The 26,387-nt window shown below is 62.3% G+C and carries 32 protein-coding genes; 30 read left to right on the top strand and 2 right to left on the bottom strand.

Features of this window, described 5'->3' with window-relative positions; all coding sequences use genetic code 11:
- Positions 1 to 52 precede the first annotated feature (52 nt).
- A complete protein-coding gene (locus CAL28_RS19945) occupies positions 53 to 274 on the top strand; it encodes a helix-turn-helix domain-containing protein (RefSeq protein WP_094842975.1) in 222 nt (73 codons plus the stop codon).
- Between the two features lie 71 nt (positions 275 to 345).
- Here the strand turns inward: CAL28_RS19945 and CAL28_RS19940 are convergent, their stop codons facing one another.
- The gene (locus tag CAL28_RS19940) at positions 346 to 657 is read right to left on the bottom strand and encodes a hypothetical protein (protein ID WP_094842974.1); all 312 of its coding nucleotides are present in this window, start codon (positions 655 to 657) and stop codon (positions 346 to 348) included.
- A 57-nt stretch (positions 658 to 714) separates the two neighbouring features.
- Here CAL28_RS19940 and CAL28_RS19935 point away from each other — a divergent pair, with 57 nt between their 5' ends.
- The 29 genes from CAL28_RS19935 to CAL28_RS29805 all read left to right on the top strand — a co-directional run bounded on the left by CAL28_RS19935 (position 715) and on the right by CAL28_RS29805 (position 25,907).
- Complete coding sequence (locus CAL28_RS19935) at positions 715 to 1,158, top strand: phage regulatory CII family protein (RefSeq protein WP_094842973.1); 444 nt, start codon at positions 715 to 717, stop codon at positions 1,156 to 1,158.
- A gap of 422 nt (positions 1,159 to 1,580) precedes the next feature.
- A complete protein-coding gene (locus CAL28_RS19925; RefSeq protein ID WP_094842971.1) occupies positions 1,581 to 3,950 on the top strand; it encodes a VapE domain-containing protein in 2,370 nt (789 codons plus the stop codon).
- Positions 3,951 to 4,490: 540 nt separating this feature from the next.
- Complete coding sequence (locus CAL28_RS19915; protein WP_094842969.1) at positions 4,491 to 4,895, top strand: hypothetical protein; 405 nt, start codon at positions 4,491 to 4,493, stop codon at positions 4,893 to 4,895.
- A 370-nt stretch (positions 4,896 to 5,265) separates the two neighbouring features.
- The gene (locus CAL28_RS19910; RefSeq protein ID WP_094842968.1) at positions 5,266 to 5,613 is read left to right on the top strand and encodes an HNH endonuclease signature motif containing protein; all 348 of its coding nucleotides are present in this window, start codon (positions 5,266 to 5,268) and stop codon (positions 5,611 to 5,613) included.
- A 132-nt stretch (positions 5,614 to 5,745) separates the two neighbouring features.
- Positions 5,746 to 6,201 (top strand): terminase small subunit, encoded by a 456-nt coding sequence (locus CAL28_RS19905; RefSeq protein ID WP_094842967.1) that lies wholly within the window; start codon positions 5,746 to 5,748, stop codon positions 6,199 to 6,201.
- Between the two features lies 1 nt (position 6,202).
- Positions 6,203 to 7,879 carry a terminase large subunit gene (locus tag CAL28_RS19900; protein WP_094842966.1) on the top strand — a complete coding sequence of 559 codons (1,677 nt, stop codon included), beginning with the start codon at positions 6,203 to 6,205 and terminating at the stop codon, positions 7,877 to 7,879.
- A gap of 8 nt (positions 7,880 to 7,887) precedes the next feature.
- Positions 7,888 to 9,153 carry a phage portal protein gene (locus CAL28_RS19895; RefSeq protein ID WP_094842965.1) on the top strand — a complete coding sequence of 422 codons (1,266 nt, stop codon included), beginning with the start codon at positions 7,888 to 7,890 and terminating at the stop codon, positions 9,151 to 9,153.
- A complete protein-coding gene (locus tag CAL28_RS19890; protein ID WP_094842964.1) occupies positions 9,119 to 9,985 on the top strand; it encodes a head maturation protease, ClpP-related in 867 nt (288 codons plus the stop codon). The genes CAL28_RS19895 and CAL28_RS19890 overlap by 35 nt, the downstream gene beginning before the upstream one ends.
- Positions 9,986 to 9,989: 4 nt before the next feature.
- Positions 9,990 to 11,267 carry a phage major capsid protein gene (locus CAL28_RS19885; protein ID WP_094842963.1) on the top strand — a complete coding sequence of 426 codons (1,278 nt, stop codon included), beginning with the start codon at positions 9,990 to 9,992 and terminating at the stop codon, positions 11,265 to 11,267.
- Between the two features lie 76 nt (positions 11,268 to 11,343).
- Positions 11,344 to 11,529, top strand: coding sequence for a hypothetical protein (locus tag CAL28_RS19880; RefSeq protein WP_094842962.1), 186 nt, complete (start codon positions 11,344 to 11,346; stop codon positions 11,527 to 11,529).
- 2 nt (positions 11,530 to 11,531) lie between these two features.
- Positions 11,532 to 12,011: a head-tail connector protein gene (locus CAL28_RS19875; protein ID WP_094842961.1), complete on the top strand. Its 480-nt coding sequence runs from the start codon at positions 11,532 to 11,534 to the stop codon at positions 12,009 to 12,011.
- On the top strand, positions 12,008 to 12,358 hold the full coding sequence (locus CAL28_RS19870; RefSeq protein WP_094842960.1) for a phage head closure protein: 351 nt from the start codon (positions 12,008 to 12,010) through the stop codon (positions 12,356 to 12,358). The genes CAL28_RS19875 and CAL28_RS19870 overlap by 4 nt, the downstream gene beginning before the upstream one ends.
- The gene (locus CAL28_RS19865; protein ID WP_094842959.1) at positions 12,351 to 12,839 is read left to right on the top strand and encodes an HK97-gp10 family putative phage morphogenesis protein; all 489 of its coding nucleotides are present in this window, start codon (positions 12,351 to 12,353) and stop codon (positions 12,837 to 12,839) included. Before CAL28_RS19870 ends, CAL28_RS19865 begins: the two co-directional genes overlap by 8 nt.
- Positions 12,829 to 13,182 carry a DUF3168 domain-containing protein gene (locus tag CAL28_RS19860; RefSeq protein WP_094842958.1) on the top strand — a complete coding sequence of 118 codons (354 nt, stop codon included), beginning with the start codon at positions 12,829 to 12,831 and terminating at the stop codon, positions 13,180 to 13,182. The genes CAL28_RS19865 and CAL28_RS19860 overlap by 11 nt, the downstream gene beginning before the upstream one ends.
- Before the next feature lie 57 nt (positions 13,183 to 13,239).
- On the top strand, positions 13,240 to 13,896 hold the full coding sequence (locus CAL28_RS19855) for a phage tail protein (protein ID WP_094842957.1): 657 nt from the start codon (positions 13,240 to 13,242) through the stop codon (positions 13,894 to 13,896).
- Complete coding sequence (locus tag CAL28_RS19850; RefSeq protein WP_094842956.1) at positions 13,893 to 14,204, top strand: phage tail assembly chaperone; 312 nt, start codon at positions 13,893 to 13,895, stop codon at positions 14,202 to 14,204. The genes CAL28_RS19855 and CAL28_RS19850 overlap by 4 nt, the downstream gene beginning before the upstream one ends.
- A gap of 62 nt (positions 14,205 to 14,266) precedes the next feature.
- Positions 14,267 to 14,509 carry a DUF1799 domain-containing protein gene (locus tag CAL28_RS19845; RefSeq protein ID WP_094842955.1) on the top strand — a complete coding sequence of 81 codons (243 nt, stop codon included), beginning with the start codon at positions 14,267 to 14,269 and terminating at the stop codon, positions 14,507 to 14,509.
- Position 14,510: 1 nt separating this feature from the next.
- Positions 14,511 to 17,342: a phage tail tape measure protein gene (locus CAL28_RS19840; protein ID WP_094842954.1), complete on the top strand. Its 2,832-nt coding sequence runs from the start codon at positions 14,511 to 14,513 to the stop codon at positions 17,340 to 17,342.
- A 4-nt stretch (positions 17,343 to 17,346) separates the two neighbouring features.
- Entirely contained in the window at positions 17,347 to 17,697 is a 351-nt protein-coding gene (locus CAL28_RS19835) for a hypothetical protein (RefSeq protein ID WP_094842953.1), read from the top strand.
- Complete coding sequence (locus CAL28_RS19830; protein WP_094842952.1) at positions 17,694 to 18,170, top strand: DUF1833 family protein; 477 nt, start codon at positions 17,694 to 17,696, stop codon at positions 18,168 to 18,170. The genes CAL28_RS19835 and CAL28_RS19830 overlap by 4 nt, the downstream gene beginning before the upstream one ends.
- Before the next feature lie 26 nt (positions 18,171 to 18,196).
- Entirely contained in the window at positions 18,197 to 18,607 is a 411-nt protein-coding gene (locus CAL28_RS19825; RefSeq protein ID WP_094842951.1) for a hypothetical protein, read from the top strand.
- 82 nt (positions 18,608 to 18,689) lie between these two features.
- Positions 18,690 to 19,049 (top strand): hypothetical protein, encoded by a 360-nt coding sequence (locus tag CAL28_RS19820; protein WP_254926177.1) that lies wholly within the window; start codon positions 18,690 to 18,692, stop codon positions 19,047 to 19,049.
- Positions 19,040 to 22,942 (top strand): host specificity factor TipJ family phage tail protein, encoded by a 3,903-nt coding sequence (locus tag CAL28_RS19815; protein ID WP_254926176.1) that lies wholly within the window; start codon positions 19,040 to 19,042, stop codon positions 22,940 to 22,942. Before CAL28_RS19820 ends, CAL28_RS19815 begins: the two co-directional genes overlap by 10 nt.
- A 1-nt stretch (position 22,943) precedes the next feature.
- Entirely contained in the window at positions 22,944 to 24,023 is a 1,080-nt protein-coding gene (locus CAL28_RS19810; protein ID WP_094842949.1) for a hypothetical protein, read from the top strand.
- Positions 24,020 to 24,430, top strand: coding sequence for a hypothetical protein (locus CAL28_RS19805; protein WP_094842948.1), 411 nt, complete (start codon positions 24,020 to 24,022; stop codon positions 24,428 to 24,430). The genes CAL28_RS19810 and CAL28_RS19805 overlap by 4 nt, the downstream gene beginning before the upstream one ends.
- A 65-nt stretch (positions 24,431 to 24,495) precedes the next feature.
- On the top strand, positions 24,496 to 24,762 hold the full coding sequence (locus tag CAL28_RS19800; protein WP_094842947.1) for a hypothetical protein: 267 nt from the start codon (positions 24,496 to 24,498) through the stop codon (positions 24,760 to 24,762).
- Positions 24,750 to 25,046, top strand: coding sequence for a hypothetical protein (locus CAL28_RS19795; RefSeq protein WP_141218215.1), 297 nt, complete (start codon positions 24,750 to 24,752; stop codon positions 25,044 to 25,046). Before CAL28_RS19800 ends, CAL28_RS19795 begins: the two co-directional genes overlap by 13 nt.
- Positions 25,027 to 25,527 carry a glycoside hydrolase family 24 protein gene (locus tag CAL28_RS19790; protein ID WP_094842945.1) on the top strand — a complete coding sequence of 167 codons (501 nt, stop codon included), beginning with the start codon at positions 25,027 to 25,029 and terminating at the stop codon, positions 25,525 to 25,527. Before CAL28_RS19795 ends, CAL28_RS19790 begins: the two co-directional genes overlap by 20 nt.
- A complete protein-coding gene (locus CAL28_RS29805; RefSeq protein WP_176464043.1) occupies positions 25,524 to 25,907 on the top strand; it encodes a hypothetical protein in 384 nt (127 codons plus the stop codon). Before CAL28_RS19790 ends, CAL28_RS29805 begins: the two co-directional genes overlap by 4 nt.
- Positions 25,908 to 26,040: 133 nt before the next feature.
- Here CAL28_RS29805 and CAL28_RS19780 read toward each other — a convergent pair whose 3' ends face one another.
- A complete protein-coding gene (locus tag CAL28_RS19780) occupies positions 26,041 to 26,316 on the bottom strand; it encodes a hypothetical protein (RefSeq protein ID WP_141218214.1) in 276 nt (91 codons plus the stop codon).
- Positions 26,317 to 26,387 lie beyond the last annotated feature (71 nt).

The raw sequence follows: 26,387 nt of genomic DNA, 5'->3' as shown, positions 1-26,387 counted from the left end.
AGCAATTAGTCGGACTGTTGACTCAATAAGCAGTCCGACTGATAATGGCTGTATGAACGCCATTCGATCGATCAGAAATCGCCTAGGGCTGACGCAGCAAGCACTCGCCCAGGCACTTGGTGTGACCCAGGGAAATGTCTCCCTGTACGAACACGGCCAGGAGATGCCGCCGAAAGTGGCTCGCCGTCTCGTGGCGTTCGCGAATCAAATGGGGACGCGGATCACACTGGATGACGTTTATGCGGTTCGAGAGGCCCAGCAGGAGGCGGCGTGATGTCCAGCACCCAGTTGAACATCGTCGTAGACACCCGGCCACTGGTCCGCCAAATCCAAGACCTCGCGTGGCTACTTCAATATGTCCCGAAACGCCGCGCGCGCGTGTTCTATCGCAAGCTTCTTACCCTCTTCGCGCGCGGCGACTTCGCTCAATTCCTGGGCGACGAACGACTCGCCGCACGCGGCGCAGGTGATTGTGTCCTCAGGCTTCGCGTCAGGGGGCTGGACGAATTGATCGCCGCCGCATTTCGTGCAGCGAAGCTTCGCAGTAATTCTAATCTCGGACATAAGCGTTCCCCCGGCGTAGATGAGGACGGTGTAGGAGCCTCCGATTCTACGTGCGGCGGGAACGGCGTGGGGAATGAAAGTTCTCTCGTTCATGTTGCGTCGCATCGTACCCGCGCAGCTCAACCATAAACACGTTCGGAGGCCCAACCTATGAACAGCGACGATGCAGCCTACGCTACCGTCCATGACTATCCGGGCGGCAGCGAGTCGCTGGGCCCGCGCGTGGGGATTTCTCCGGCAGTCCTGCGCAACAAGGTTAATCCGAACAACGACACGCACCACCTGACATTCAAGGAAGCGCGCCGCGTCGCGGCCGTGGCGGCTGACCATCGAATGCTGCGTGCCTGGGCGCACGAAGAGGGCTTCCTGCTTGTCAAGGCGCCGGACAGTCAGCGCAACGAATCGGATATGTCGGTGCTGGAACAGCTGGTCGGCTTCATGGTCGCCAGTGGTGCCTATGGTCAGGAGATCCATGCGGCTCTAGCCGATGGCAAGGTCGACCACGATGAGCTGCGGCGCGTTGTGCTTGCGGGCCAGGCGGTCATGACTTACGTCGCCGAGACGAACCAGCGCCTCCAAGGGATGGCCGAATGATGTTGCACGGTCTCTCCGCGACTGAGCGTTGGCCCGATTTGCGGCGGGATTCGCGATGGCCGCACGAGGTTTCGCCACGGCTAATCGGCGCCGGTCGGCCCCTCGGACCCGTCGCGCGTGCCGTTCTGGGCCTGTTGGCCCGCCGGACCTTAACTGCTCACGAGGTCGCGCAGCAGCTGATGCTATCCAGAATGGCCGCGAAATACACGTGCAGCCGTTTGGAGGCTGGCGGGTATCTACGCGTGGTCGACAGGATCAAAGTTACCGGCGCCCACAAGCCGGTCAGGTTATATACCGCAGCCGCATTAGCCGCGGACGCGGCCCAGCCGGCCGTCTTCACCCACAGCGCGATCTGACCATGGGCAGAACGAAAGAAGCGCGGCGGCTTGCTGCGATAGGCCAACTGCCCCTACAGGTGACGCATGGCCGATCGCATTGACTTCGCGGCGGTCGCGGACGCGGCTTTATCGCGAGCTGAAATGCTCGTTCCACAATGGCTACCGGGCGGGCGTCGTGAGGGCCATGAATGGCGGTGTGGAAGCCTTAAAGGCGACCCCGGATCATCGTTCTCGGTAAACCTCACCACGGGGCAATGGGCGGATTTCGCGGGTGATAGTGATAGAGGCGGGGATCTGGTTTCGTTGTACGCCGCCATTTTTACCGGAGGGGACCAGGGGCAGGCGGCGCGAGAGTTGCGGTCACAGCTCGCGCTGACACCTTCCCCACGCACGCAACAAACTTCTGTCGCGCGCAAGCCTGAGAAGGGGGCAAAGACACCATGGGTCCCGGTGCTGCCTGTGCCGCTGGGGAGCCCGCCGCCGCCGGTCGCACATTCAGTTCGCGGAAGGCCGGAGGCAAAGTGGGAATACCGCGATGAGAATGGCGCGCTCCTGGGGGTCATCTACCGCTTCCGGACGTCAGATGGCGGCAAAGAGGTGCTGCCTTGCGTGTGGGCTACAGAGCCGGAGCGGCAGATATCCGAATGGCGCTGGATGCATTTCCAGGAACCTCGGCCGCTTTATGGCTTGCACCGCATGCGGCTGGATTACCCGGTGCTGGTGGTCGAGGGAGAGAAATGTGCAGACCGTGCGTTCGAGCATCTGAGCCAGTGGTTCGATGTCGTCTCGTGGCCCGGCGGCGGCAAGGCCGTTGATAAGGCCAACTGGGCGCCCTTGACCGGCAGGCGAGTGATCGTCTGGCCGGATTGTGACTCCAAGCGAGAAAAGGGCGATGCGCCCGAGGCGGACAGGCCGTTCTTGCCAGTTGGAAAGCAGCCGGGGATTCTCGCCGCCGATGCGGTCATTCGCCAGGTCCAGCAAAGAGGGTGTCGCGTCTGGCGTGTGGAGCTGCCGGAGCCGGGCGTGCTGCCCGACGGTTGGGATGTCTACGATGCGACGGAGGAAGGCATTGAAGGGGAGGACCTGTACCGGTGGATGCGTGGCCGCTTACGTGAGATCGGCGGCGATGACTTTGCGCCGGCGCCAGCGAAGACGGGCGCACCTACCCCTGAACCTGCTGCAGCAAGGGAGTGGCATTCCCGGCTTCTCCGTAAACCGCGCGGCGGCTGGGAAGACTGCAAGGAGAACGTGGCGATCGCGCTGGAGGACCATCCGCTGCTCCGCGGCCTCCTGGCGTACAACGACTTCACGGGCCGCATCGAGAAGCGGCGTGAGCCTCCTTGGGCGAGCAGGCCGGGGGAGTGGACCGAGGACGATGACCGCGAACTGAGCATGTGGCTGGGCGTGTCCTGTGAGCTATTGATACGGAGCACGGGTACGGTCGCGGAGGGCGTCATGATTGTTGCCAATCGGAATCGTCACCATCCGGTCAGGGATTGGCTTCAGTCGCTCGAATGGGACGGCGTCGATCGCTGCACGACTTGGCTACACGATTGCTTGGGTGTCGCGGATACAGAGTACGCGAGCCTGGTTGGAACGCTCTGGCTGCGCCAGGCGGTCAACCGCATTTTGCGCCCCGGTACGAAGGGCGACTACGCATTGATCCTTGAAGGGCTGCAGGGCCTGCGAAAGTCCACGGCCATGAAAAGGCTGGGCGGCGAATGGTTCTCCGATGCGCCCCTGGACCTGAACAGCAAGGACGCCTACATGGCCATCGATGGCGTCTGGATCTACGAGATCGCCGAGTTGGACGCATTCAATCGCGCGGAGTCGACGCGCATTAAGGCGTTCATGACGATGGCCGAGGATCGATATCGGCCACCCTACGGGAAGCGCTATATCAGCCGTGCCAGGCAGACCGTCTTCGTCGGCACGACGAACAATGACGAGTATTTCAAGGATCCCACCGGCAATCGTCGCTTCTGGCCGGTGTATTGCACCTGCGTCGACCTGGATAGGGTGGTGGGCATCAGGGAGCAGTTATTCGCCCAGGCCATGGCCGAAGTCGAAGAGGGTAAGCCGTGCTATCCCACGCGCTCGGAGGAAGTGAGCCTGATCGTGCCTGAACAGGAACGACGGGAAATCGTGGACCCCTGGATGGAATACATCATCCGCTGGGTCAACGAGCCTGAGCGGGCGGTTACCAAGGAGTTCAGCACTGCGGAAATACTCAGCGGCGCCATTCGCATGGCTGCGGATCGCATGGATGGCCAGCGAAGCGCCGCCACGCGCGTCGGCAACTGCATGAAGAAGCTGGGCTGGGGTAAGCGCCGCGGTTCGGCTGAAGGATACCGGCCGTGGGTCTATGTGAGACCGGCGGGCTCGACATCGGGATCGGCTCCGCCGGGCGGCAGCCAGGTTGAGGGGGTAGAGGATGCGCCTCTGCCTATTTGAACTCCAATTGGGCCTGCGGGCCGTTCACCTACGTCACTTCCAGGGATGGGTGGGAACTGTGCGCGCCACGGCGCGCCGTCCTGCCCGAAAAGGTTGGGCGAAAGGTTGGACGCCTGGGGACCCGCATGAACACTGGGTTTGTCCAACCGTCCAACCTGTCCAACCACTTCGTTCGTACACGTAGGCGCGCACGCACGCGACACGTGCACCTTCGCTTGGGCCTTTCAACGGCCAAAACTGAACTTAGATAGACAGGTTGGACAGTTGGACAGAGCAAGGAATGGCGCGGCTTTCAGGCGTCCAACCGTTGTCCAACCTAAATTGAGGATAGCCACAATGGGAACTTCGATGCGAGACAAGATGCCCCAGACGGCGGCGGTTATCGATTCGCTCAGGCAAGCATTTGGAAAGGACTCGATAGACCGACAGATCCGCAGGGGATTGAACGGAGAGCCGGTGTTCTATGCCCGGGAAGGGGAACACGAATTGGGCACGCCGATGGACGACTCCAATGCCAGGCCTGGGAAAAACGGATAAGCGATGGACCGAATCAAATGGGTGGATGAGCGCCTGCAAGGCTGGGCGCGGTGGGTGGTTGGGGGTAGTGGTGGGTTCGGCGCATCGACGGTCTATGATCGTGATCGCGTAGACCAGACCGCCGATGTTCGTGCTGGGCTGCGAAATACGGACCCGGCGTTCGACGCGGCCGCGCTGGAAACCGACATGTCCATCGCGCAACTGCCGGCGGACCTCAAACGAGTGGTGAAGGCGGCATATCTCTGGGAAGGTGATCTACGATCTATTGCTCAAACGATCGGAGTGTCACAGCGTACCCTGCATAACCGCTTGTGCAATGCTGACCGCCGTATTGCGGCCTGGATCGAGGCGAAGCGGGAGAGGGCGCAGCAGCTTAGTAACAACTTGAATTATGCAACTTTCCGATAGCCCATCATAATCCGCTACATTCCTGCGGAGCTCGCAACTTAGAAGCCCTGGACGCTGACCCGTTCAGGGCTTTTTGCTTGGATTCTTCTGTCACCAGACGATTTTCTGTTTTCCCCTCCGGCGCGGCAGCGCCACTTAGCGCCCCGCCTGAGCCCCGCTCGGCGGGGCGTTCGTTTTGGTGCATCGACATGGAACAGTTCTACCTCTGCCGGCGTGAGGATGGTCGGATAGTGCTGTCCGACCGTGTGGAAGGCATAGGCTGCACGCCTATGTCTGCCCAGCCCGAAGACGACCGAAGCGCTTGGCAAGCATGCCGCGAGCGGGGGGACATGTACGGGTTGGATCATCGACCCGGCTACGGATGGTTCCGATGCTACGGACGCTGAAGCCCAGGCTGGTCACGGTGAACCGCAATCGACAGCTTGCCCCCACACCCAGCGAACGGCGCACGGCAGGGCGCCAGTTGCAGGCCCGGCGCCTGCGGCTGTGGTCGATGAGTCCGCACTGCGCCTGCTGCGGTCAGCTGGTGTCGCTGGATGGCAGGTCGGCTGTCGGGTTCGAGGTGGATCACGTGGTGCGCCTGGATCAGGGCGGCCCGGACACGGATGACAACTGCCAGGTGCTGTGTGCCTGGCGGGACGAGCAGGGCAGGAAGCAGGGCTGCCACGCGGCGAAGACGGCCGGCGAGCGGCGGCCAGCCGGGCCGGCCAGGCGGTGACGGACCCCAGGGGGGCATCGAAAGTCTGGGCGCGATCTCGTCCGGAAACCGCCAGTTCCCTCACGTAGAAAAAATATCTCCCTTTAACGGAATGCGTTAAGTCCGGTTGTTAATTAACAGTCGCCATCCGCCATGTCTTTAACCACACAGCAGCGCCAGTACGCCGAGGCTCGGTTTGCCGGGCTCGGCAAAAAGGATGCAGCGCTGGCTGCGGGCTGCCCGGAAAAGACCGCTTCGCAAGCCGGCTCACGCCTGGAACGGCATCCGAACGTGGTTGCCCATTTGGCGCGGTTGAAGGCGAATGAGTCGGACAACGTTCCGGGGGCCGGCCGAGATCCGCTGCCGCCTGGGGTGAGCAGGAACGCACCGGTCTATGACGACCCGATGGACCTGTTGAAGGCCGAAATGAACAATCCGCTGGTGGACGTGAAAACGCGCATTCAAGCTGCTAGCGCCCTGCTGCCCTACATGCACCAAAAGCAGGGCGAGGGCGGAAAGAAGGAAAAGTTGGACGAAGGCGCCCGCGAAGCGACGACGGGGCGATTCCAGCCCATGCCGCCGCCGCCCCAGCTAGCGCTGGTCAAATAGCATGATGTGGTCCACCGCGTGCACAGACTGGGCGGATCGCCTGCGCGCGGGCCAATCGATCATCCCGCCGCCGATTTTCCCGGAGCAGGCGGACATTGCGCTGGCGATCTTCAAGCAATTGCGCGTGGTCGACCTGCCTGGCAAGCCGACCTTCGGCGAGTGCAGCGAAGAATGGGTGTTCGACTTCGTGCGGGCCATCTTCGGCGCTTACGATGCCGAGACGGGCAACCAACTGATCCGTGAGTTTTTCCTGCTTATCAGCAAGAAAAACACGAAATCGACCATCGCGGCCGGCATCATGTTGACCGCAGTCATCATATGTTGGCGGCATGAAGAGGAACACCTGATCCTGGCGCCTACCAAGGAAGTCGCCGACAACAGTTTCAGGCCGGCAGCGGGCATGGTGCGCGCGGACCGAGAATTGAGCCAGATATTCCACGTCCAGGATCTCTACCGGACAATCACGCATCGGGTGACGCGGGCGTCGTTGAAGGTCGTGGCGGCCGATACGGATACGGTGTCGGGCAAGAAGTCCGGTCGGATCCTGGTCGACGAGCATTGGGTATTCGGCAAGCGCGCGAACGCCGCGGCGATGTTTATGGAGGCCACAGGCGGCCAGGTGTCGCGCAACGAGGGATGGGTGATCTACCTGTCCACGCAGAGCGACGATCCGCCGGCGGGCGTTTTCAAGGAGAAGTTGGACTATTACCGGGACGTTCGGGACGGCAAGATCGTCGATCCGAAGTCCCTAGGCGTGCTGTACGAGTTCCCCGAAGACATGGTGGCGTCCAAGGCGTACCTGGACCCGGCGAACTTCCACATCACCAATCCGAACCTGGGGCGGTCTGTCAGCCGGGAATGGCTAGAAGATCAGTTGCGCAAGAACCAGGCGAAGCAGGACGGGTCCTTCCAGCAGTTCCTGGCGAAACACCTGAACGTCGAGATAGGGCTAAACCTGCGCTCCGACCGGTGGGCTGGCGCGGACCATTGGGAGGCCCAGGGCGACCGCGCGCTAACGCTGGATGCGCTGCTGGAGCGGTCGGAAGTCGTGACGATCGGCATTGACGGCGGCGGCCTGGATGACCTGTTGGGGCTGGCGGTGATTGGGCGCGAGCGGGAAACCGGACGATGGCTGCATTGGGGCCAGGCCTGGGCGCATCCGTCGGTGCTGCAGCGGCGAATGGAAATCGCGCCGCGACTGCGCGACTTTGAGCGTGATGGCGACCTGGTTCTGGTACGCCAGATTGGCGAGGACGTCGAAGAGCTGGGTGCGATCGCCGAGCGTATCGTGGAAACGGGCCTGCTGCCGGAGAAGAACGCGGTGGGCGCCGACCCCAGCGGCGTCAATTTCGAGGAAGCGCTGGCCTTGGCCGGGGTCACGGAATCGATGCTCGTCGGCGTCTCACAGGGCTGGCGCCTGGGCGGCACGATCAAGACGGTGGAGCGCAAGCTCGCCGAGGGCACTTTTGACCATGGCGGCCGGCCACTGATGGCCTGGTGCGTAAGCAACGCCCGAATTGAGCCGCGAGCAAACTCCATCCTGATTACGAAACAAGCCAGCGGGACGGCCAAAATCGACCCGCTGATGGCACTTTTGAATGCGGCGCACCTGATGGCGCTGAATCCGGAAGCGGTCGGCAACTCGATCTACGAGACGCGCGGTATCCGCTTCATCTAAGGGAACCAATGGGACTTTTTGACCTATTCCGGCGAGCAAGCGCGCCGGAGGCCGAGGCTCGCCCGTCGGTTCTGGCCCAGCAGGCGCCAGGCCAATCCTTCAAAGGCCTGGACGATCCGGCATTGCTCGAATACGTCCGAAGCGGCGACTACGGGCGGCGCATGCACGAGCTGCGTAACATGGCGGCGCTTCGGTGTGTCTCCTTGATCTCGACGTCGATTGGCATGTTGCCGCTGAACCTGCTGCATAACGACGACAGCAAGGCACTGGCCAAGGAACACCCGGGCTACCGCCTCCTGAAGCTGAAACCGAACGGCTGGCAGACGCCATTCGAGTTCAAGTCACAAATGCAGCTGCATGCGCTGGCTGAGGGCAACGCCTATGCGCGGGTGATTTGGTCGGCGGGCAGACCCATAGCGATGATCCCGCTGGAGCGTGGAACGGTTGTGCCAACTCTGTCTTCCGCCTGGAAGATGCAGTACCAGTACACCCGGCCAGATGGCGGCACGATCACGCTTGGTTCGCGTGATGTCTTCCACCTCCGGGACCTGTCGATGGATGGCGTGGAAGGCATCTCGCGGATGCGCCTAGCAAGGGACGCTATACGGTTGGCCCAGGATGCGGAGAGGGCCGCCGGTCGCGTGTTTCGTACTGGCAACATGGCGGGCGGCGCCGTAGAAGTCCCCAAGGCTCTGTCCGACCAGGCTTATAACCGCATGCGCAGCTCCCTGGACGAGGACTACGCCGGCGCGGAGAACGCCGAACGTTGGATGCTGCTGGAGGAAGGCGCCAAAGCCAACAAATTCGCCACGACCTCCGCTCAGGCGCAGCACATCGAGAACCGGAATGCCCAGATCGAGGAGGTGGCGCGGGCGTTTGGGGTGCCGCGTCCGCTCTTGATGATGGACGACACCAGCTGGGGATCCGGGATCGAGCAACTCGGCATTTTCTTCGTGCAGTACGGCCTGCAGTATTGGTTCACCGCCTGGGAGCAGGCGGTCATGCGGGTACTGCTCGATGAAAGCGAACTGGATGACCTGACCGCCAAGTTCAACGAGCGGGCGCTTCTGCGCGGGACCCTGAAAGACCAGGCTGATTTCTTTGCCAAGGCGCTTGGCGCGGGCGGACAGGCGCCCTGGCACACCCAAAACGAAATTCGCGAGCTACAGGACTATCCGCGGTCCAGCGACCCGGAGGCCGACAAGCTGCGCAATCCCATGACCCAAAAAGGACCGACCAATGAGCCTGCTGCAACTGCCCGAAATCAGGGCTGACTTCCGGCTGGGCGCGGCCGATTTCGACCTGCGCCCCGACGCGCTGGAGCGCTGGCAGCCGCAAGTGCGCGCGGCTGCGGCCGACGATGACGCGACGATCTCCATCTACGATTCGATCGGCGAGGCCTGGGACGGCTCCGGCGTCACGGTCAAGCGTATCAGTGCCGCGCTACGCTCCATCGGCGCGCGGGATGTGACTGTGAACGTCAATTCCCCCGGCGGCAACTTCTTCGAGGGCGTGGCGATCTACAACGCCCTGCGTCAGCACAAAGCCAAGGTAACCGTCAAAGTCATAGGGCTGGCGGCCTCGGCGGCCTCGGTCGTCGCGATGGCCGGCGACGAGATCCTGATGGGCGAAGGGTCGTTTCTGATGATCCATAACGCCTGGGCGGTCGCCATCGGCAACCGCCACGACCTGGCGGACGCCGCAGCGATGCTGGCGCCGTTCGACGATGCCATGGCGAGCGTGTATGCAAGCCGCGCTGGCATCAATAAGGCCGACGCCGCCGCTCTGATGGACAAGGAAACCTGGATCGGCGCCGAACAAGCCGTAGAGGACGGTTTCGCTACTGGCCTTCTGGATGCCAGCGCGACGGCGCAGTCCGCCCAGGCCAGTAGCGAATACCGTCGCGCGATGGCGTCGATCGAGGCCTCCATGGCGCGCGCGGGCCATAGCCGCTCGTCGCGGCGCGACGCATTCAAAGCCCTATTTTCCGGCAAGCCGAGCGCTGCCGACCCCGGTACGCCTGGCGCTGCCGGTTCCGCCACGCCGGGCGCTGGCGAAGACGTTGCAGCCCTGCTGCGAAACACTCTCAACACCCTGCGAGGATAGAACCATGCAAAGCAAGACTCTGATGGCCGCGCTCGCGGCCTTTTTCATGCCCGCCGCTGGCTTCGTGCCGCGCGGCCTCATGGCCGTTCGTGCCGAAGGCCCCGGCGATGTCAAGCTGTTGATCGAACAGCTGAACAAGGCGTTCGCCGATTTCAAGGAAGAACACGGCAAGCAGCTGGACGAGGTTAAGAAGGGCACCCATGACGCGCTGCAGGCGCTGAAGGTAGAGAACATCAATGCCGATATCGCTCGCCTGCAGGCCGCAGTCGACGAGGCGAACACCAAGATCGCCGCGGCGGAAATGGGCGCCGGCGATGGCCGCCGCGTGAAGGACCGCGAGTACTCCGAGGCCTTCATGGCGCACTTCAAGAAGGGCGATGTGCAGGCGGCCCTGAACAAGGGCGCGAACGACCAAGGCGGCTTTCTGGCGCCGGTCGAATGGGACCGCACGATCACGGACAAGCTGGTCGAAGTGTCCCCGATGCGCCAATTGGCCCAGGTTCAGCCCGTCACGGGCGCCGGCTTCAGCAAGCTCTTCAACATGGGCGGCACGGCCTCCGGCTGGGTGGGTGAAACGACGGCGCGGCCCAACACCAACACGGGCACCTTCGCCTCCCTGGGCTTCGGTTGGGGCGAAATCTACGCGAATCCGGCCGCCACCCAGCAAATCCTGGACGATGCCGCCATCGATCTGGAAGCCTGGCTGGCCGGCGAGGTCCAGACCGAGTTCTCCAAGCAGGAAGGGAGCGCCTTCGTCGCGGGCGACGGGACGAACAAGCCGTTCGGCATCCTGACGTACGTCACTGGCGGCGCAAACGAAGCCAAGCATCCGTTCGGAGCGATTGCGACGGTCAACTCCGGCGCGGCCGCGGCGATCACCTCCGACGGCATCATCGACATCATCTACGACCTGCCGTCGGCGTTCACCGGCAATGCGCGCTTTGCCATGAATCGCAAAACCCAGGGACAGGTGCGCAAGCTGAAGGATGGGCAGGGCAACTACCTGTGGCAGCCGTCCTTCGTCGCAGGCCAGCCTGCCACGTTGGCCGGTTTCCCGGTGACCGAAGTGCCTGACATGCCGGACGTCGCCGCGAACGCGGTTGCCATCCTGTTCGGTGACTTCAAGCGCACGTACCTGATCCTCGATCGGATCGGCGTTCGCGTGCTGCGCGATCCGTACACCAACAAGCCCTATGTGTCGTTCTACACGACCAAGCGCGTGGGTGGCGGTGTGCAGAACCCGGAGCCGATGCGGGCGATGGTGGTGGCGGCCGACGCGTAAGCCGCGGCGCTGATCGCATTCAGGCAGTGGCAATTCGGGGCGGCCTGTGGGTCGCCCCGTCCTTTTCGGAGCCGAAATGGCGAAATTCACGAAAGCATTCCGAGGCGTCAAGAGGGGCGATATCTATCCGACGCAGTTCAAGGTGGGCGACGATTGTCCGCCGGAACTGGAGTCCGCGGCGAAGTCCCTGGGCGTAGTCGGCAAAGCCGGCAGCAAGCCGGACGACAAGCCGGCCAGCACCGGTGGCGAGAGCCAGGCCTGATCGTGGCTCTGTTGACCCCGGAGCAGTGCCGCGCGCAGTGTCGCGTCAGCGGCGACTACGATGACGCGATCCTAGCCGACAAGCTGGTATCCGCGGAGGATGCGGTCGCTGCACATCTGAATCGGAATCTGTACAACGATCAGAACGCGCTCGATGCTGCTGTGGCCGGTCTGACCGCCGCCGCAGCGCAGGCGCAGGATGCCTATGACGAAGCGGTGGCCGACGCCGCCAGCCTGGCGAGCGACGCCGCGCGGGAGATGGCGCTTCAGGTGGCGGAGAAACGTTTGGCAGACTTCCGTCTCAACGCTCAACGCACCCTCAACGGCATTGTGGCCAACGGCAGCATCCTCGCCGCCGTTCGGTTGACGCTGGGTCACCTGTACGCCAACCGAGAATCGGTCGCGACGGGTGTTACGGTCGCCGAACTGCCGCTCGGTGTCGCAGATCTGCTGCGCCCATACCGGCTGGTGATGATGCCATGAGGGCCGGGGAGCTAAACCGCCAGATCGTCGTCCAACGACGAGAGTCGGGCACCGACGAGACGGGCCAGCCATTGGATGAATGGGTGGACTCAGGCACGATATGGGCGAACATCGCCAACGAGACCGGGATGGGCGCCATCCGTTCGAGCCTGGAAGGTGGCGTGCCGACAAATATTGCTCGGTATAGCTTCAAGGTGAGGTTTGCGGAAGCCAGGGCGCTTGCCGTCGATGCGGGCATGCGGGTATCGCATGACGGCCAGTTTTTCGACATCAAGGGCCTGACCCAGGATCTGAAGGACCGGGAGGCCGCGTACATCCTTTGCGAACAGGGTGGAAGCGATGGCTGACGGCACCAAAGCGACGTTCGACACGTCGGGCTGGACTGCGGCCCTGGACAAGCTAGTCGGGCCGGCGCGCGAGAGCTTGGCACGGTCGATGGCGGTCGCCGGCGGCCAGGAGCTGCGCGACGAGGCAAAAGCGCGCGTGCCAGTGAAGTCGGGCACACTGCGAGACGCGATCTATCTGGCCTTCCAGGATGCTTTATCCACGCCACAAGCGGTCCATTACGCCGTCTCTTGGAACGCCTCCAAGGCACCTCACGGCCATCTGCCAGAATTCGGGCATTGGCAAACGCGTGCGGCATACGAAAAGGACGGCAAGTGGTACTCCGGCGCCTTGCTGCCCAACCCCAAATGGATCCCGGCGCATCCGTTTCTGCGTCCTGCCTACGAGGCAGCGAAGGGTCGCGCTCGGCAAGCCATGATCGAGCGCGGCAGGCAGCGTCTGCCCGAGTTGCTGACGGGTCAGGGAGGCGACGATGAGCTTTGAAGGCGACATCCGTACGCTTTTGGCGCCGCTGGTGGATGGCCGTGTCTATCCCGATGTGTCGCCAGATGTGCCGGCCTATCCGCTCATCATCTACCAGCAGGTAGGCGGCTCTGCCGGCTGGTACGTCGAAAAGGCGCTTCCCGACCAAGAGAATTCCCGGGTGCAGGTCTATGTATGGGACAAAACCCGCAGTAATGCCTCATTAATAGCACGCCAAGTTGAGGCCGCTATCTGCGCGAGCCAATTTCCCGCGCAGCCATACGGAGCCTTTGTGGCCCTGTACGAAGAGGATTTGAAATTGTACGGAACCCGCCAGGACTTCGGTATCTGGCACCCACGCTGATCACCAAGTTTCAACCGCCCGGCGCCGCCGGGCTTTTTTTCGTCAAGAGGAAAGCCAATGTCTTCCATCTTCATCAACGGCACGTTGTATTCCGTGTCAACCGGCCTGGCGGCGGCCGTGGCAGTGACCGCCGTCACCAATGCGAACCCGGCGGTGGCCAGTGCAGCCACGCCGCCGGCCGACGGTTCGATTCTGATCGTCAATTCTGGCTGGAGCGAGCTGGACGAAACCGTGGCGCGTTCGGCCAACGCCGATGCGGACTCCTTCGAACTGGAAGGTGTCGACACGACCAGTACCATGCGATTCCCGCCCGGGCAGGGCGCCGGATCGGTGCGCGCCGTCGATACCTGGGTGCCGCTGGACCAGGTCCGCGACGTGCAGGTTGCGGGCGGCGAGCAGCAGTACTTCCAGTACCAATACGTGGAAGACCGCAGCAGCCGGCAGCGCCAAAAGCCGACCTTCAAGAACGCGATCACGCTGACGTTCAACCTGGACTACGACCCGTCCAAGTCGTGGTATCAGGCGCTGATCGAGGCCGATGCCGCGCGTGATCCGGTGGTGGTGCGTGGCATTCTGCCGAACGGCGCAGTCCTGCTGTATTACGCCTACCCGTCGTTCAACAAGGTTCCTACCGGAACGGTCAACGAGAATTTGCAGAACACGGCGACATTCTCCCTGCTGGCCGATCCCATCCGCTACGAGGCCACGGTATGACGTTCCAGGTGAAAGCCAGTCCCACGATCGATGCGACGATCACGATCGTTGGCCAGGGACGCGAGCAAAAGCTCGCCGTCACCTTCCGGCACAAGACGCGCTCGGAGTACACCGCGATCATCCAAAAGGTGATCGAAGCATCAGGCCCGGACGCTGATATCGCCGTCCAGATCCTGGAAAGCTGGGATGCGGATGTTCCGCTGGATGTGGCAGGCCTGAAGTTGCTGGAAGAGCACCAGCCCGGCGCCGTGCGCGCGATTCTGGAGGCGTACGGCGAGGCAATTTCGGTGGCCCGCCGAAAAAACTGAAGGAGGCGGTGGCGGCTTTCTACTGGACGCCTCCATCCGCCGAAGATAGAGCCAAAGCGGGGATGCGGCTTGAGGACTATCGGCCGCCGCCGCCGGTCGGACTCTGGCCGGACCTGGCCGAACCATTCTCCCTGTTCGTCAGGAACCACACGCAGTGGCGCGTGGGGCCGGGCGGGGTGGTGGGTCTGGATTACCTCGTCTTTTTCCGGGAGCTGGACCGCCTTCCGCAGCAGGACCAGGACGAAACAATGGACGTGATCCGCCTCATTGAGCGGATCGCGCTGGAACATATCTACAAGAGCTGACATGGCAGACGATACGCTAGGTACTGCGAAGCTGTCGATCGTGGTTGACACGTCGAACTTCGACGCGGCCATCAATCAGGCCAAGCGTAGCGTCAGTGGCATGTCCAAAGACGCCCAGGACGCCTACAACAAGCTTTCGGGGGCACAGAAACGCCAGGTCGACGGGTTGATCCGGCAGGCCGATCTCCTTGGTAAGACACGGCAGGAGCAGATCCTCTACAACGCCTCACTGAAAGGCGTGCCTACGTCCATCCTGGACGAACTGAAGACCAAGTTTGCCTCCGTGGGGACCGCCACCGCTGCGGCCCGCAAGGAGCTGAATCAGTATGGAATAAGCGCGGGGCAGGAGGCCGCAGCCCTTCGCGGTGTCCCCGCCCAGCTGACGGACATCATCGTCGGCTTGCAGGGCGGCCAGTCTCCGCTGACGGTCGCCCTGCAGCAGGGTGGGCAGCTGCGCGATATGTTCGGCGGCCTCTCGCCGGCGGTGAAGGCGCTGGGAAGTGCCTTTCTGGGGCTGGTCAATCCGTTGACCCTTACCGCCGGCGGTGTGGCTGCGCTTGCCCTGGCCTACAGCCAGGGTGCCGGCGAGAGCCAGAAATTCAACCAAGCCCTGATTCTGACGGGCAACGTGAGCGGCCAAACAGCCGGCGAACTGTCCGACCTGGCGCGAAGCATCAGCGAGACTGGCGTTACACAGGCGAGCGCAGCCCGCGTGCTGACTGGCGTCGTGTCCAGCGGCAAGATCGCCACGGACGCGTACAAGGAAGTTACCCAGGCGGCACTCGATCTGGAAGAGATTACTGGCACTGCGGCGGATAGAACACTTGCCGTCTTCGAGCGCCTGGCCGATGAGCCGACCAAGGCCTCAGCGGCGCTGAACGAGCAGTACCACTACCTGACGGCGTCCGTCTACGAGCAGATTGCGGCGCTGGAACGCCAGGGGGATAAGGACGAGGCCGCAGCGCTGGCGCAGCGCACCTACGCCAATGCGGTCATCCAGCGCACCCAGGAAGTGAAGGCGAACATGGGTACGCTGGAGCGGGCCTGGGACAGCCTGGCGGGCGCGGCTAAGGGCGCATGGGACGCGATGCTCAATATCGGCAGGCCGACGCCCGTCGCCGATCTTCGTGCCCAGGCCAAGGCCATTCAGGACCAGATCGACCAGCTGCAAGGCGGGAATGGATTCGCATCGAATGGCGGCGGGGCGGCTTTTGGCGGCGGTGGCAATGCGCGCGCTCAGGCGCTCAAGCGCCTTCAGACGCAGTTGGCGCCGATCCTGCAGCAGATCGCGGATGACGAGAAGAAGTCCGCCGATGCACGGGCGACGGCGGAGGTCCAGGCCTCGAATGATTCCAAGATCGCGGCGCAAAGCTGGATCGACACCCTCCGGCAATCATCCCGGAGCCAAAAGCAAATCCGCGACGCCGATATCGCCCAGGTCAAGAAGTACGCGGCTACGTTGGGGCTGTCGGCGCAGGAAACCCAGCAGCTGATTGACCAGGTCAACGCGAAATACAAAGACCCGGCCGGCAAGGCGTTCACGGACAACGCCGCGACGAAGATGCTGGCGAACCTGCGCGAGCAGGCCGCGGCGATGCAGGACCAGCTGGATTCCAGCGTCAAGCTGACCAGCCAGCAGCAGGCCCTGGCAAAGTTCGACCAGCAAATCGCCGACCTCAAGAATAAGTCGGTGCTGACGGCTGACCAGAAAAGCCTGCTGGCCAATGAAGACGCCATCCGCAGCCAGCTGCAGGTGAATGCCGCGTTGGGCGACCAGATCAAGCTGAAAACCGAGTCACTGCAGCTGGACGAGCGTGCGCGGCAGCTGCTTCTGTCCATCCAGTCCGCCCAAAGCAGCCAGGGCGATCAATACGCGAGGCAACTGGCGGGTGCGGGAAGGGGAAGCCAGGAACAGGAGCGCATTCGTTCCGCCCAAACGCTGGTGCGCCAGTATCAGCGATACCAGGACCAGTTGACCAAGGCTACGCCGAAGGATCTCCTGGGTTCGGACCAATATCGGCAGGCCAGCCTGGAGATCTCCGATCAGCTGGACGTCGCGCTCGCGGACCAGCAGGACTACTACCGGCAGTTAGACGAGCTGCAGTCGGATTGGAAGACCGGAGCGTCGTCGGCGCTGGAAGACTATGCCGATAGCGTTCGCAACGCCGCGGCGTCCACGTCGCAGGCATTCTCAGACGGGTTCAAGGGCGCCGAGGATGCGCTGGTGCAGTTTGTCCAGACGGGAAAGCTGAGCGTGACCGACCTGGCGAACAGCATCGTCGCCGATCTGATCCGAATATCGGTGCGCAGTAGCATCACCGGCCCGCTAGCCAGCGCGCTGGGGCAGGGCATTGCCGGACTGTTCGGCGCCGGCGGATCGTCAGGACTGGGGGCCGCGACGGCTGCCGACGTGAGCAGCGCGGGCGATGGCCTCATGTACTTCGACACCGGCGGATACACCGGCGCCGGCGGCAAGTACGATCCTGCCGGCATTGTCCACCGCGGCGAGATTGTGTGGAGCCAGGACGATATTGCGCGCGCCGGTGGTGTGTCCGCTGTCGAGGCCATGCGCCAGGGGTATCGCGGCTACGCTGATGGCGGCCCGGTGGGACGCGCGGCTGTGCCGCTCAGCGCCATGCAGGGAGGACAGCAGGGTGTGGTCGCGCCCCAGGTAGAGGTCAACGTCATCAATCAATCCAGCCAGCCTATCCAGGCGTCCCAAGGCAATCCCCGCTTCGACGGCACCAAGATAGTGACGGACGTGTTCTTAAAGGACGTGAAATCGAACGGACCCATGACGCAGCAGATCAAGACGCTGGTTGGCAAGAGGTAGCGCGATGGCAATTCCGAACTTTCCGGCCTACGCCAGAATGATCCGCGACGGTTTCACCGAGAAGCGTGACTTCGGCGTTATCCGATCTGACATGGACGGCTTGGCCAAGCAGCGGCCCCGGTGGTCAAAGCCTGTCGTCACACGGTCTGTCACGGTCATGGTCCAGGGCCGCGAGGACAAGGCAGCCTTCGACGCCTTCGTGGCAGATGACCTGGACGGCGGTTCCGGCTGGTTCACGTTCAAGGACCCGGTCGACGGCGCGACGAAGCAAGGACGCTTTGTCGCCGCATCCCTGCAATGGTCCGTGCAGGGTGAAGTCTGGTTGCAGCAGGCCCAACTGGAGAGCATTGGATGAGCCGCACATTCTCCGCCAACGGCCGGCGCCAACTGCTGGCCACCAGCGCCGACGAAAACTTGCTTGCCTGCCTGGAGATCACCCATTCCGCCCTGGCCGTGCCGATTCGGGTTGTTCGGGACACGGATGATCTTGTCGCGCAGGGCAATACCTTTATGGCGTGTCCATTCGACATCACGTTGCCCGACGACATCGAGGGGCAGATTCCGCAAGCCACGATCCAGGTCGATAACGTCGGACGAGAAATAACGGAATGGCTGGAAGTCAGCGGCGGCGGGCAGGGGGCGAAGTGTCGGATCATTTTGCTGTATCGGTCGGAGCCCGACATATTCGAGTACGACATGACGATGGATCTGTCGGGCATGAAGATCGACAACTTCAAGGTGTCGTCGAACTTGGGTTTTGCGGATACGTTGGGGCAGGTGGCCGTGGTGAAGACGTTCACTCCCGCGACGGCGCCAGGGTTGTGGTGAAATATGCGTCCTTCTATGGAGGCAATATGAACCGACTTCTCTGCTTCGCTGTCCTGCTAATGATCACGGCGTGCGCTAGCGTGCCCGACGTGAAAACCGCGCCGAAGGTTGCGCCCGCCGCAATATCGGACGAGATGGTCGCATCGCCACACGCCGGCGCTGGAGAGGTGACGTTCAAGCGCGATAGTTGGCCCCTGCATGCTTATCGTCTTCCCATCTATGTGGATGGCAAGCAGATCGCCACAATCGGGAATGGCGAGGTACTTAACGTCTACCTCGCCGCCGGCCGGCGGCTTGTAGGTACTGGCAAGGTAAATGAAAGTAAGCCGGACGCCGAGGTCGCTGTGGACGTGTCCGAAGGAAAGGAAACCTTCGTTCATCTCACATTGTCCGCGTGGGGCTGGGGCGGCTGGAATATATCGCAATCAAGTTATTGATTATCGGAACTCAATGAGGCCACCTTCGGGTGGCCTTTTTTTATGCGCCAAACGAATGCATTGGTCTGATAGATACCTGAACTTGCCCTATATCGTCGAGTCCGGCGACTGCGCAGCGTTGGCGGCAAGGGTGGCAAAGGATGTGTTGGGCATCAGTTGCCAACTCCCGACTTCGCATGCGCTGACGTTGCGCGAGCAGGCCAAGCAGATCATGGATTACCGCGATTCGCTGGCCGTACGGATCGCGCGTCCGTTGGATGCACAACCTGCGCTTTTTATCGGCCGTGGCCGCACGTGCCATATCGGTGTGGCGTGCCTCATCGAATCGCAAGTCTGGATCCTGCATGCAGACCAGGGCGCGAGATTCGTTGTCCGCGAACGCTTGCAGAACATGACCCAGCCACATCGATTTCAATTGGAAGGGTTCTACCAATGGCTGTGAGTCAACTGCCTGCGCTGGTCAGCATTCCGCACCCTCTGGTGGCAGACGACCGCGCGCTGTGCTTTGCCGAATTCCTGCCAAGAGAGACGCTGCGGGCCTATGTGGAGCGTACTGGCGTGGTAGTGGCGCGCGGGCCTGTTGCGGTGTGGCATAACGGACATAGGGTTCCGGACGCCCTATGGGAGCGGCTGATTCCGCGGCGTGGCGATCAGGTCATCATCCGGGCACGTGCTGAAGGTGGGGGTGGCGGCAATAAGGTTTTGCGTACGGTGGCGCTGGTTGTGGTTGCCGTCGTGGCGGCCTATACCGGCGGCGCCGCTGCTGCTGCATACGGTGGCACTGGGACCTTCGCAGGGGCTACCGCAGGAGTCGCCGCGTCAGCCGCCGTTACGATCGCAGGAACATTGATCGTCAACGCCCTTATTCCGCTCCCGAAGCCAAACACGGCGTCGACAGCCAGCGGCACCGACGATTCCCCGTCCTACCAGGTCCAGGCGGCCCGCAACACGTCTCGTCCCTGGGAGCCCATGCTCCTGGTTATGGGCGGGCCGATCAAGGTTGTCCCGGACCTGGGCAGCAATGCGTCCACCCAGTATGTAGGCGACGATCAATACCTGTCCCAGATATTCCACTTCGGCCTACAGCCGGACATGGCGATCACGAGCCTGAAGATCGGCGACACGCCCATCGAAAGCTTCCAGGGCGTCCAGACTCAGAAATCCGGATGGGATGGCGCGATCACGCTGGCGCCCGATAACGTCGATACGATCCAGGGATTCGATCTCAATCAATATGACGGCTGGAATACCCGCACGACGCCGGTCAACACCAACCATTTCGAACTCGAATTCGCGGCCATTCTCTTCAGCCTGGACACGGTAACAGGGGTCTTCAATAACCGCGAAGTGGTGGTGCAGGTCGAATATCGCATCGTGGGTGGCACTACCTGGAATCCGTTCGGCAACTATACCGATCCGGTCTACGCAACCCATTACTGGGCATATGGTGTCTATCAGACCGACAGCGGTGAAAACGTATCGTCAGGAGCACAGTGGGTCCAGATCTCTTACGGATCGCTCAACCCCGCCGACCATGTTAACGGCGAACAGCATAAAGAATGCACGACGTGGGGCGGTGGGGATGCGGGGGATAACTACTCCTGCCAGATTTACGAATGGCGCTGGCTGCCGCATCCGATCCAGCTCGGCCTGCCCTGGCAGGGGATCGCGCCGGATCCGTTGATCGGCTATACGACTAGCGAAGGCATACGCCTTTCGAACAACTCGAACAAGCCGTTGCGATCGACGTGGACCGGCGATCTCCCGCCGGGGCAGTATGAAATCCGGATTCGCAAGGTAACGGCCGACATCAACACGAACACGGATTCCAACGTCATATCGGTGACGCAGATCCGCGCCTTCCAGTACACGCCGACCGACTACAGCAATCAGGCGCGGCTGGCGGTGCGCATCCGGGCCACATCGCAGTTGAACGGGCCGATCGATGAGTTGTCCGGCATGTGTACGCCCTACTGCAATGCCTGGAACGGATCGGCCTGGGTTTACTCGCAAACCCGGAACCCGGCGTGGTGGTTCCTCTGGTTCGCGCTGGGTAAGCGGGACGCGGCGGGCAACAAGCTGTATGGCGCCTGCATTCCTGAAGCGCAGATCGATCTCGAGAGCATCAAGGCGTGGGCGGCCTATTGCGATGCGACGGGCTGGGAGTTCCGGTACGTCCTGGCGCAGCAGATGAGCGCGCACGACGTTTTGACGATGATTGCGCGCGCCGGCCAGGCGTCCTATACCTGGCAGTCTGGAAAGCTGGGTGTCGTCTGGGATGCGGCGAATCTGCCGGTGGTCGCCATGGTGGGCCCCTACAACGTTCGGGCGGGCACGTTCGAAGTTAGCTATGTCGATGCCACGGTCGATGAGATAGTGGGGAACTTCAGCAACCAGGACCGGGACTGGCAGGCCGATCAGGTCCGCGTGCGGGTGCCCGGCGCGCCGCTGCTGAACAACCCGCAGACCTTCGATTTCGAAGGGATCACGGATTCGCGCAACGTCGGGAAGGCGGTCAACCTGCTGGCGGCCAGCCAGCATTTCCATCGCCGCCGGGTGACATGGGAAATGGACATCGAGGGGTACATCGCCACGCGCGGCGACGTGGTCCAACTTTCCCACGACCTGACTGTCTGGGGGTACGCTGGCCGGCTGACCGCGGGCAACCGCAATAATCTTTGGCTGGACAGGAAGGTGCCGACCAGCGGCGCCGGTGCCTGGCTGACGCTGCGCGCGCCTGACGGGCGCATGGTGAATGTGCAGGTCAACTGGGACGCGGGTGAATCTGATGTGCTGAACATCCTGGTGCCATTGCCCGATGACTTCCCGGTGCCAGCGGAGAACACTGATATCGTGGCGCTGGATTGGGCCTGGCAGTACGACCCGCTCCAGACGCCGGGCCGCCGCCTGAAGATCGTATCGGTCAAGCCGACGAATGATGACGGTGTCCAGTTCGAAGCGATCGACGACAACATCGTCTACTACAACTCGATCACCAATCCGTTCGCCTACACGCCGCCGCGTGATGGCGCGCTGCTGCGCGGTGTGGTGCTGGCGCTGTCGTTCGAAGAGACGATTATCAATGTCGCGTCGGATGTGATCGAGGTACGCCTGGACTGGGTTCTGTCAGCCGCGATGCGTGTGCGCATCGACTACAGCATCAATGGCAAGGCGGCGCCGTCGCAAACGGTCCAGGACAAGTATTTCACCATTCAGGCGCATACCGGCGATGTTGTAGCTGTGACGGTCACGCCGGTGGCCGCTACGGGCCTTGGCGTGCCCAAATCGGGAAACTGGGTGGTAAAGGGCCTGCTGACGGCGTTGCCGGCACTCACGGGCCTGACGAGCGTGTTTCGTGACGGATTGACGGTCTTGAAGTGGTCGGCCGTGACAGACATTCGTCAGCCGGGCTATGAGGTGCGGCTGGGTACTAGCTGGCAGGATTCGAAGACCGTTTCGATCACGCCCACGCTTGAATCGTTGGCGGTCGGCGATGGGCTGTATTTTGTGGCCGCCCGATTCGTGACGCCGGCGGGCGTCGTGGTCTATGGGCCAGCGGACAGCCTGTCGATAGCGGGCGCCACGCTGGTTCGGAATGTTCTTGTTGTCGTGGACGAGGCGCCCGGCTGGACCGGGACGCTTTCGGATGACGCATTCGTCTTCAACGACCAACTGACCCTGGTCGCAATCGGTGACATCCTGGATGCCCCAGATGTTCTGGCCGTCAACGACGTGCTGTGGTATGGCGGGGTGGCGGCGCGCGGCATCTACCAGACAGCCGAGTCCGACGCCGTCGATATCGGATATCCCGCTCCAGTGCGCGTGAGCTTCAGCATCGACGCCTACGCGCTGAACTTCGAGGAAAACATCCTGGGCGTGGCCGACGTGCTGGCGATGGCCGATGTGCTGAATGCATCGAACCAGCAGCACTACCGAATCCAGCCGCAGATTCGCAGCGCGGTGACGGAAGGCGAATGGTCCGAGTGGGTGGACTACGTGCCCGGGTTGATCAATGCGCGGTTCTTCGACGTGCGGATCCTGATGGAGACGGACAACCCGCTCATCGTGCCGTTCGTCACCTCGTTCACCTGGGCCATCGATGTCCCGGATCTGGTCCAGCAGGCCGAAGAAGTCGATGTGCCGGAAGCGGGGATGCACATAGATTTCGCGAAGCCCTTCCACGCGAAGCCGAACATCCAGGTCACCCAGCTCGATGCGGTCAATGGCGACCGCTTCACGCTGACGAACGTGACGCTGACCGGCTTCGACATCTATTTTTTCAACGGCACCACGCCCAAAGCGGCGGTAATGAATTACATCGCTCAGAGGTATTGAAATGACGCAAGCATCGATCGCGGTAAGCCAGACTCCGCCGCTGCCTGGACTGAGTCTTGTCCAGACAACGAATGCAGCCCTGCAAACTGTGGCGACGGATTTTTCCGGGGATACGGACCCGGCGGCGTTCGCCGGGCCGTTCATGAAGTGGGCCGACACGGCGAACGGACTGCTGAAGCGGCGCAATGCGGCGGGGACTGCCTGGATAACGGAAGGAACGCTATTCCAGCAGAGCGTCGATACGTTCCCGGACGATTCCATTCCTTCTACAGACCAAGGGCCTATCAACGTATCCGGTCAGGGCCTGATGGAGTGGGACGGCACCGACTACAACAAATACATCAGCGTCCAGCCTGCGCATGGCCAGTGCCGCCTTGTTTACACGTCTGGAACACAATGCACCTTGATGCCATTTAAAGGAAATCACCTTGTCGTCGGTGGGCGAACGTATCGGATCGACAATAGCGGAATTGTGCTTCCTAATACCGGCTTGGCTGCGAGCACGCTGTATTACTTGTATGCCTACATCGACGCCGGGGCCGTTAAGGTTGAGGCATCGACGACGGGCTATGTCAAGGGGCCAGGTGGCGTTGAGGTAAGAAATGGCGATTCATCCCGCACGCTGGTTGGAAAGGTGGTGACCACCTCGGGTTCCATGTTTACGGATACGGATGCGGCGCGTGGTGTCGCAAGCTGGTTCAATCCACGTCAGATCAGTGCAAATGCGTTAGTGCAGGGATCGTCCTTTACATCCACGAGCGACGCCTTGGTGGCCGGAGCAACGATAACTTTCTTGCCTTGGCAGGGAGATTCATTCGCTTGCTCTTTCGACGGATATGGAACGAGCAATACAGGCGTTTCCGGTACGGTGCTCACTCTGTACCTTAACGGTAACAGCAGCGGTCGCATTGCCGCATACACAGTTCCCGGCGCAAATTATTCTTGCGGTTTCTCGCAGTCGTTGAACTTTAAGGCGAATGCAGAGAGCATGGTGACAATGCAGATATATGGTCGAGTCGCCCCGTCGGGTGTGCAATCAACGGTCAACAATATGAGCCTTAACGCATTGGAGATGGCATGAACAAGATGCTCGGACCTACGTTTGCCAGCGAGCTTGCCGAGGCCGGCCTTTCCGCCGTCCCTTTCTCATGGAATGAGGAGTACGCCCTGACGTTCAATCCAGGTGTGTCCGATGCTGATAAGGCAGCAGTTCAAGCTGTGATCGATTCGCATGATCCAACGAAGCAGTTAGTGCCGCAGACCGTCACGCGCTACCAAGCGCGTGTTGCACTCGCGAATGCTGGCCTGTTGGACCAGGTGAACACGTACTTCGTGGCATTGCCGAATTCGGACCTCGGAAAGATGGCATGGCAGGAAGCGCCGACCGTTGAGCGCGACAGCGCTGCACTGATTGCCGCAGGCAATGCGTTGGGTCTCACCGACGCACAGATCGACCAGCTCTTTATCGCCGCCGCTGCCGTTCAGTAGGTGGCGATGTCTATGCGAGTGCTAGGCCCGCTACGGCGGGCTTTTTTTACGCCTGGAGAAATTGAATGGCAGATGACCCGAAAGGCGGGTTGCTCGTGAGCGCAAAGGTGATCGTGTCCATGGTCGCCTCCGCATTCATCATCCTCGGCAGTGTCCTTGGCGGGTGCGGCTGGGTGATCGGCCTCTACAACGGCATGGACAAGCGGCTGACCATCGTCGAGGCCAGTAACGCCCGCATGGGGGACGACATACGGGACATCAAGGCGATGCTCTCGCAATTGATGCTGAATCGCGCCGACAACCGACCGGAAACCAGGGGGTGGACGAAATGAACCTATGGGCGGACCGCTGGAGAAACATGCACCGCTGGTGGTCGGTGCGCATTGGCGTGCTGGGCGCCATCATGCTGGCTGGCATTCCTGAGCTGAGCAATCAGTTTCCGAACCTGGCGCCCACGCTGCTGGCCTGGTTTCCGAACGGCGGGCAGCAGTGGGTTCCCGTGGCTGGCGTCGTGCTGGCAGTGATCGCACGCGTGGTCAGCCAAGCGGCGGTCATCGACGCGGTACGGCGGCTATTAGGTAAGAAAGGGGACGGCGATGCCGCGAATCAGCCCTGACGCCACCGGCGGGGCCAACGTTTGTGCCTTCCTGGACATGCTGTCGGTCAGTGAGGGCACATCCACGATCGAGGACAGCGACGACGGCTACAACGTGGTCGTGGGCGGCGATTTCTTCCAAGGGTATGACGCCCACCCGCGCATCGCCGTGCGCACGCGGTGGGGCTGGAGCGACGCCGCCGGCCGCTACCAGATCATGGCGGCCATCCCAGGCATGATCCGCACGGATACCTGGGACTGGGCCAGCCGCGCCGTCGGCGTGCCCGACTTCTCGCCGCTGTCGCAGGACCGCGTCGCTATCTACCTCATCGGCCGCCGCGGTGCGCTCGCCGATATCCAGGCCGGCCGATTTGCTGCCGCGGTCCAGAAGTGCCGCCAGGAATGGGCCAGCCTGCCCGGCGCGGGCTACGGCCAGCGCGAGAACTCCATGGAACAACTGATCGCCGTGTACCAAGTAGCCGGCGGGGAGATATGCACATGACCACCATTCTCGGATTGCTGGGCTCCGCGTGGCCCTACATCGCTACCGGCCTGGTCGCGCTGGGCAGCCTACTGGTCGCGTTCGTGACGAAAAAGTCTGCCGACGCGAAGGTCGCCCAGGCGAACCAGAAAGTTGCGGAAGCCAACCAGGCGACCGCCGAGGCGAAAGCCCAAACCGCCGCCGTGCGGGATGGCGAATCACAAGCCAATGCCGCGGCGGCCGCCGCAGGCGCCAATTCTGTAAAGGAGCGTGCGAATGTGGAAAACGACGTTGCTTCCCTGCCTGCTGGTGCCGCTGCTAGCCAGCTGCGCGACGACTGGGCAGCCGGTGGCGGAAACGCCGATCCAGCCGGAAGTGCAGGTAAAGACGCGGGTCATTGATACGGGCTGCGACTGGAACAAGCCGATCTACGTTGATCCGGCCGATGTGCTGACGGACGGAACGGCTAAGCAAATCCTGGCCCACAATCTGGCCGGCGCAAAGAACTGCGGGTGGAAACCTCGGAAATAGCGCTCACCGCCGCCTTGGCTTCTGCCGGGCCGCGCCGACCTGTGCCGCACGAACCTGCCAGCGCTCGGGCGGCCCGATGAAGGGTTCGACCATGCTGCAGCCCAAGACTTTGGGAATCTCCAGGTACGAGGGGCGCCGGGGCTCCGCATCCAGATCCCGCTGGAATTCTCCCCAGATCGAGTCCAGGCAGCTGCCTGGCCGCGGGAAGCGGTCGCGCAGGTCTCGCGCGCGCTGGACCATCTCGCGCAGTCGATCGACCTCGGCCAATAGCAAGATCATGTCGCGTTCCACGGTGCGACCATCGAACATGCAGGGCGCACGCTCCGGCGTCACCTCGTAGCGTCGTCGGA

This window comes from Bordetella genomosp. 11 (genome assembly GCF_002261215.1).
Taxonomy (GTDB): domain Bacteria; phylum Pseudomonadota; class Gammaproteobacteria; order Burkholderiales; family Burkholderiaceae_B; genus Bordetella_C.
The sequence above is the reverse complement of the archived record's forward strand: the minus strand, read 5'-3'. Positions and strand labels throughout refer to the sequence as shown.

What these genes read in the sequence shown, in the direction of transcription:
- CAL28_RS19945 (WP_094842975.1), top strand. Translation starts at nt 53, where the DNA reads ATGAACGCCATTCGATCGATCAGAAATCGCCTAGGGCTGACGCAGCAA.
- CAL28_RS19940 (WP_094842974.1), bottom strand. Translation starts at nt 657, where the DNA reads ATGAACGAGAGAACTTTCATTCCCCACGCCGTTCCCGCCGCACGTAGA.
- CAL28_RS19935 (WP_094842973.1), top strand. Translation starts at nt 715, where the DNA reads ATGAACAGCGACGATGCAGCCTACGCTACCGTCCATGACTATCCGGGC.
- CAL28_RS19925 (WP_094842971.1), top strand. Translation starts at nt 1,581, where the DNA reads ATGGCCGATCGCATTGACTTCGCGGCGGTCGCGGACGCGGCTTTATCG.
- CAL28_RS19915 (WP_094842969.1), top strand. Translation starts at nt 4,491, where the DNA reads ATGGACCGAATCAAATGGGTGGATGAGCGCCTGCAAGGCTGGGCGCGG.
- CAL28_RS19910 (WP_094842968.1), top strand. Translation starts at nt 5,266, where the DNA reads ATGCTACGGACGCTGAAGCCCAGGCTGGTCACGGTGAACCGCAATCGA.
- CAL28_RS19905 (WP_094842967.1), top strand. Translation starts at nt 5,746, where the DNA reads ATGTCTTTAACCACACAGCAGCGCCAGTACGCCGAGGCTCGGTTTGCC.
- CAL28_RS19900 (WP_094842966.1), top strand. Translation starts at nt 6,203, where the DNA reads ATGATGTGGTCCACCGCGTGCACAGACTGGGCGGATCGCCTGCGCGCG.
- CAL28_RS19895 (WP_094842965.1), top strand. Translation starts at nt 7,888, where the DNA reads ATGGGACTTTTTGACCTATTCCGGCGAGCAAGCGCGCCGGAGGCCGAG.
- CAL28_RS19890 (WP_094842964.1), top strand. Translation starts at nt 9,119, where the DNA reads ATGAGCCTGCTGCAACTGCCCGAAATCAGGGCTGACTTCCGGCTGGGC.
- CAL28_RS19885 (WP_094842963.1), top strand. Translation starts at nt 9,990, where the DNA reads ATGCAAAGCAAGACTCTGATGGCCGCGCTCGCGGCCTTTTTCATGCCC.
- CAL28_RS19880 (WP_094842962.1), top strand. Translation starts at nt 11,344, where the DNA reads ATGGCGAAATTCACGAAAGCATTCCGAGGCGTCAAGAGGGGCGATATC.
- CAL28_RS19870 (WP_094842960.1), top strand. Translation starts at nt 12,008, where the DNA reads ATGAGGGCCGGGGAGCTAAACCGCCAGATCGTCGTCCAACGACGAGAG.
- CAL28_RS19865 (WP_094842959.1), top strand. Translation starts at nt 12,351, where the DNA reads ATGGCTGACGGCACCAAAGCGACGTTCGACACGTCGGGCTGGACTGCG.
- CAL28_RS19860 (WP_094842958.1), top strand. Translation starts at nt 12,829, where the DNA reads ATGAGCTTTGAAGGCGACATCCGTACGCTTTTGGCGCCGCTGGTGGAT.
- CAL28_RS19855 (WP_094842957.1), top strand. Translation starts at nt 13,240, where the DNA reads ATGTCTTCCATCTTCATCAACGGCACGTTGTATTCCGTGTCAACCGGC.
- CAL28_RS19850 (WP_094842956.1), top strand. Translation starts at nt 13,893, where the DNA reads ATGACGTTCCAGGTGAAAGCCAGTCCCACGATCGATGCGACGATCACG.
- CAL28_RS19845 (WP_094842955.1), top strand. Translation starts at nt 14,267, where the DNA reads ATGCGGCTTGAGGACTATCGGCCGCCGCCGCCGGTCGGACTCTGGCCG.
- CAL28_RS19840 (WP_094842954.1), top strand. Translation starts at nt 14,511, where the DNA reads ATGGCAGACGATACGCTAGGTACTGCGAAGCTGTCGATCGTGGTTGAC.
- CAL28_RS19835 (WP_094842953.1), top strand. Translation starts at nt 17,347, where the DNA reads ATGGCAATTCCGAACTTTCCGGCCTACGCCAGAATGATCCGCGACGGT.
- CAL28_RS19830 (WP_094842952.1), top strand. Translation starts at nt 17,694, where the DNA reads ATGAGCCGCACATTCTCCGCCAACGGCCGGCGCCAACTGCTGGCCACC.
- CAL28_RS19825 (WP_094842951.1), top strand. Translation starts at nt 18,197, where the DNA reads ATGAACCGACTTCTCTGCTTCGCTGTCCTGCTAATGATCACGGCGTGC.
- CAL28_RS19815 (WP_254926176.1), top strand. Translation starts at nt 19,040, where the DNA reads ATGGCTGTGAGTCAACTGCCTGCGCTGGTCAGCATTCCGCACCCTCTG.
- CAL28_RS19810 (WP_094842949.1), top strand. Translation starts at nt 22,944, where the DNA reads ATGACGCAAGCATCGATCGCGGTAAGCCAGACTCCGCCGCTGCCTGGA.
- CAL28_RS19805 (WP_094842948.1), top strand. Translation starts at nt 24,020, where the DNA reads ATGAACAAGATGCTCGGACCTACGTTTGCCAGCGAGCTTGCCGAGGCC.
- CAL28_RS19800 (WP_094842947.1), top strand. Translation starts at nt 24,496, where the DNA reads ATGGCAGATGACCCGAAAGGCGGGTTGCTCGTGAGCGCAAAGGTGATC.
- CAL28_RS19790 (WP_094842945.1), top strand. Translation starts at nt 25,027, where the DNA reads ATGCCGCGAATCAGCCCTGACGCCACCGGCGGGGCCAACGTTTGTGCC.
- CAL28_RS29805 (WP_176464043.1), top strand. Translation starts at nt 25,524, where the DNA reads ATGACCACCATTCTCGGATTGCTGGGCTCCGCGTGGCCCTACATCGCT.
- CAL28_RS19780 (WP_141218214.1), bottom strand. Translation starts at nt 26,316, where the DNA reads ATGATCTTGCTATTGGCCGAGGTCGATCGACTGCGCGAGATGGTCCAG.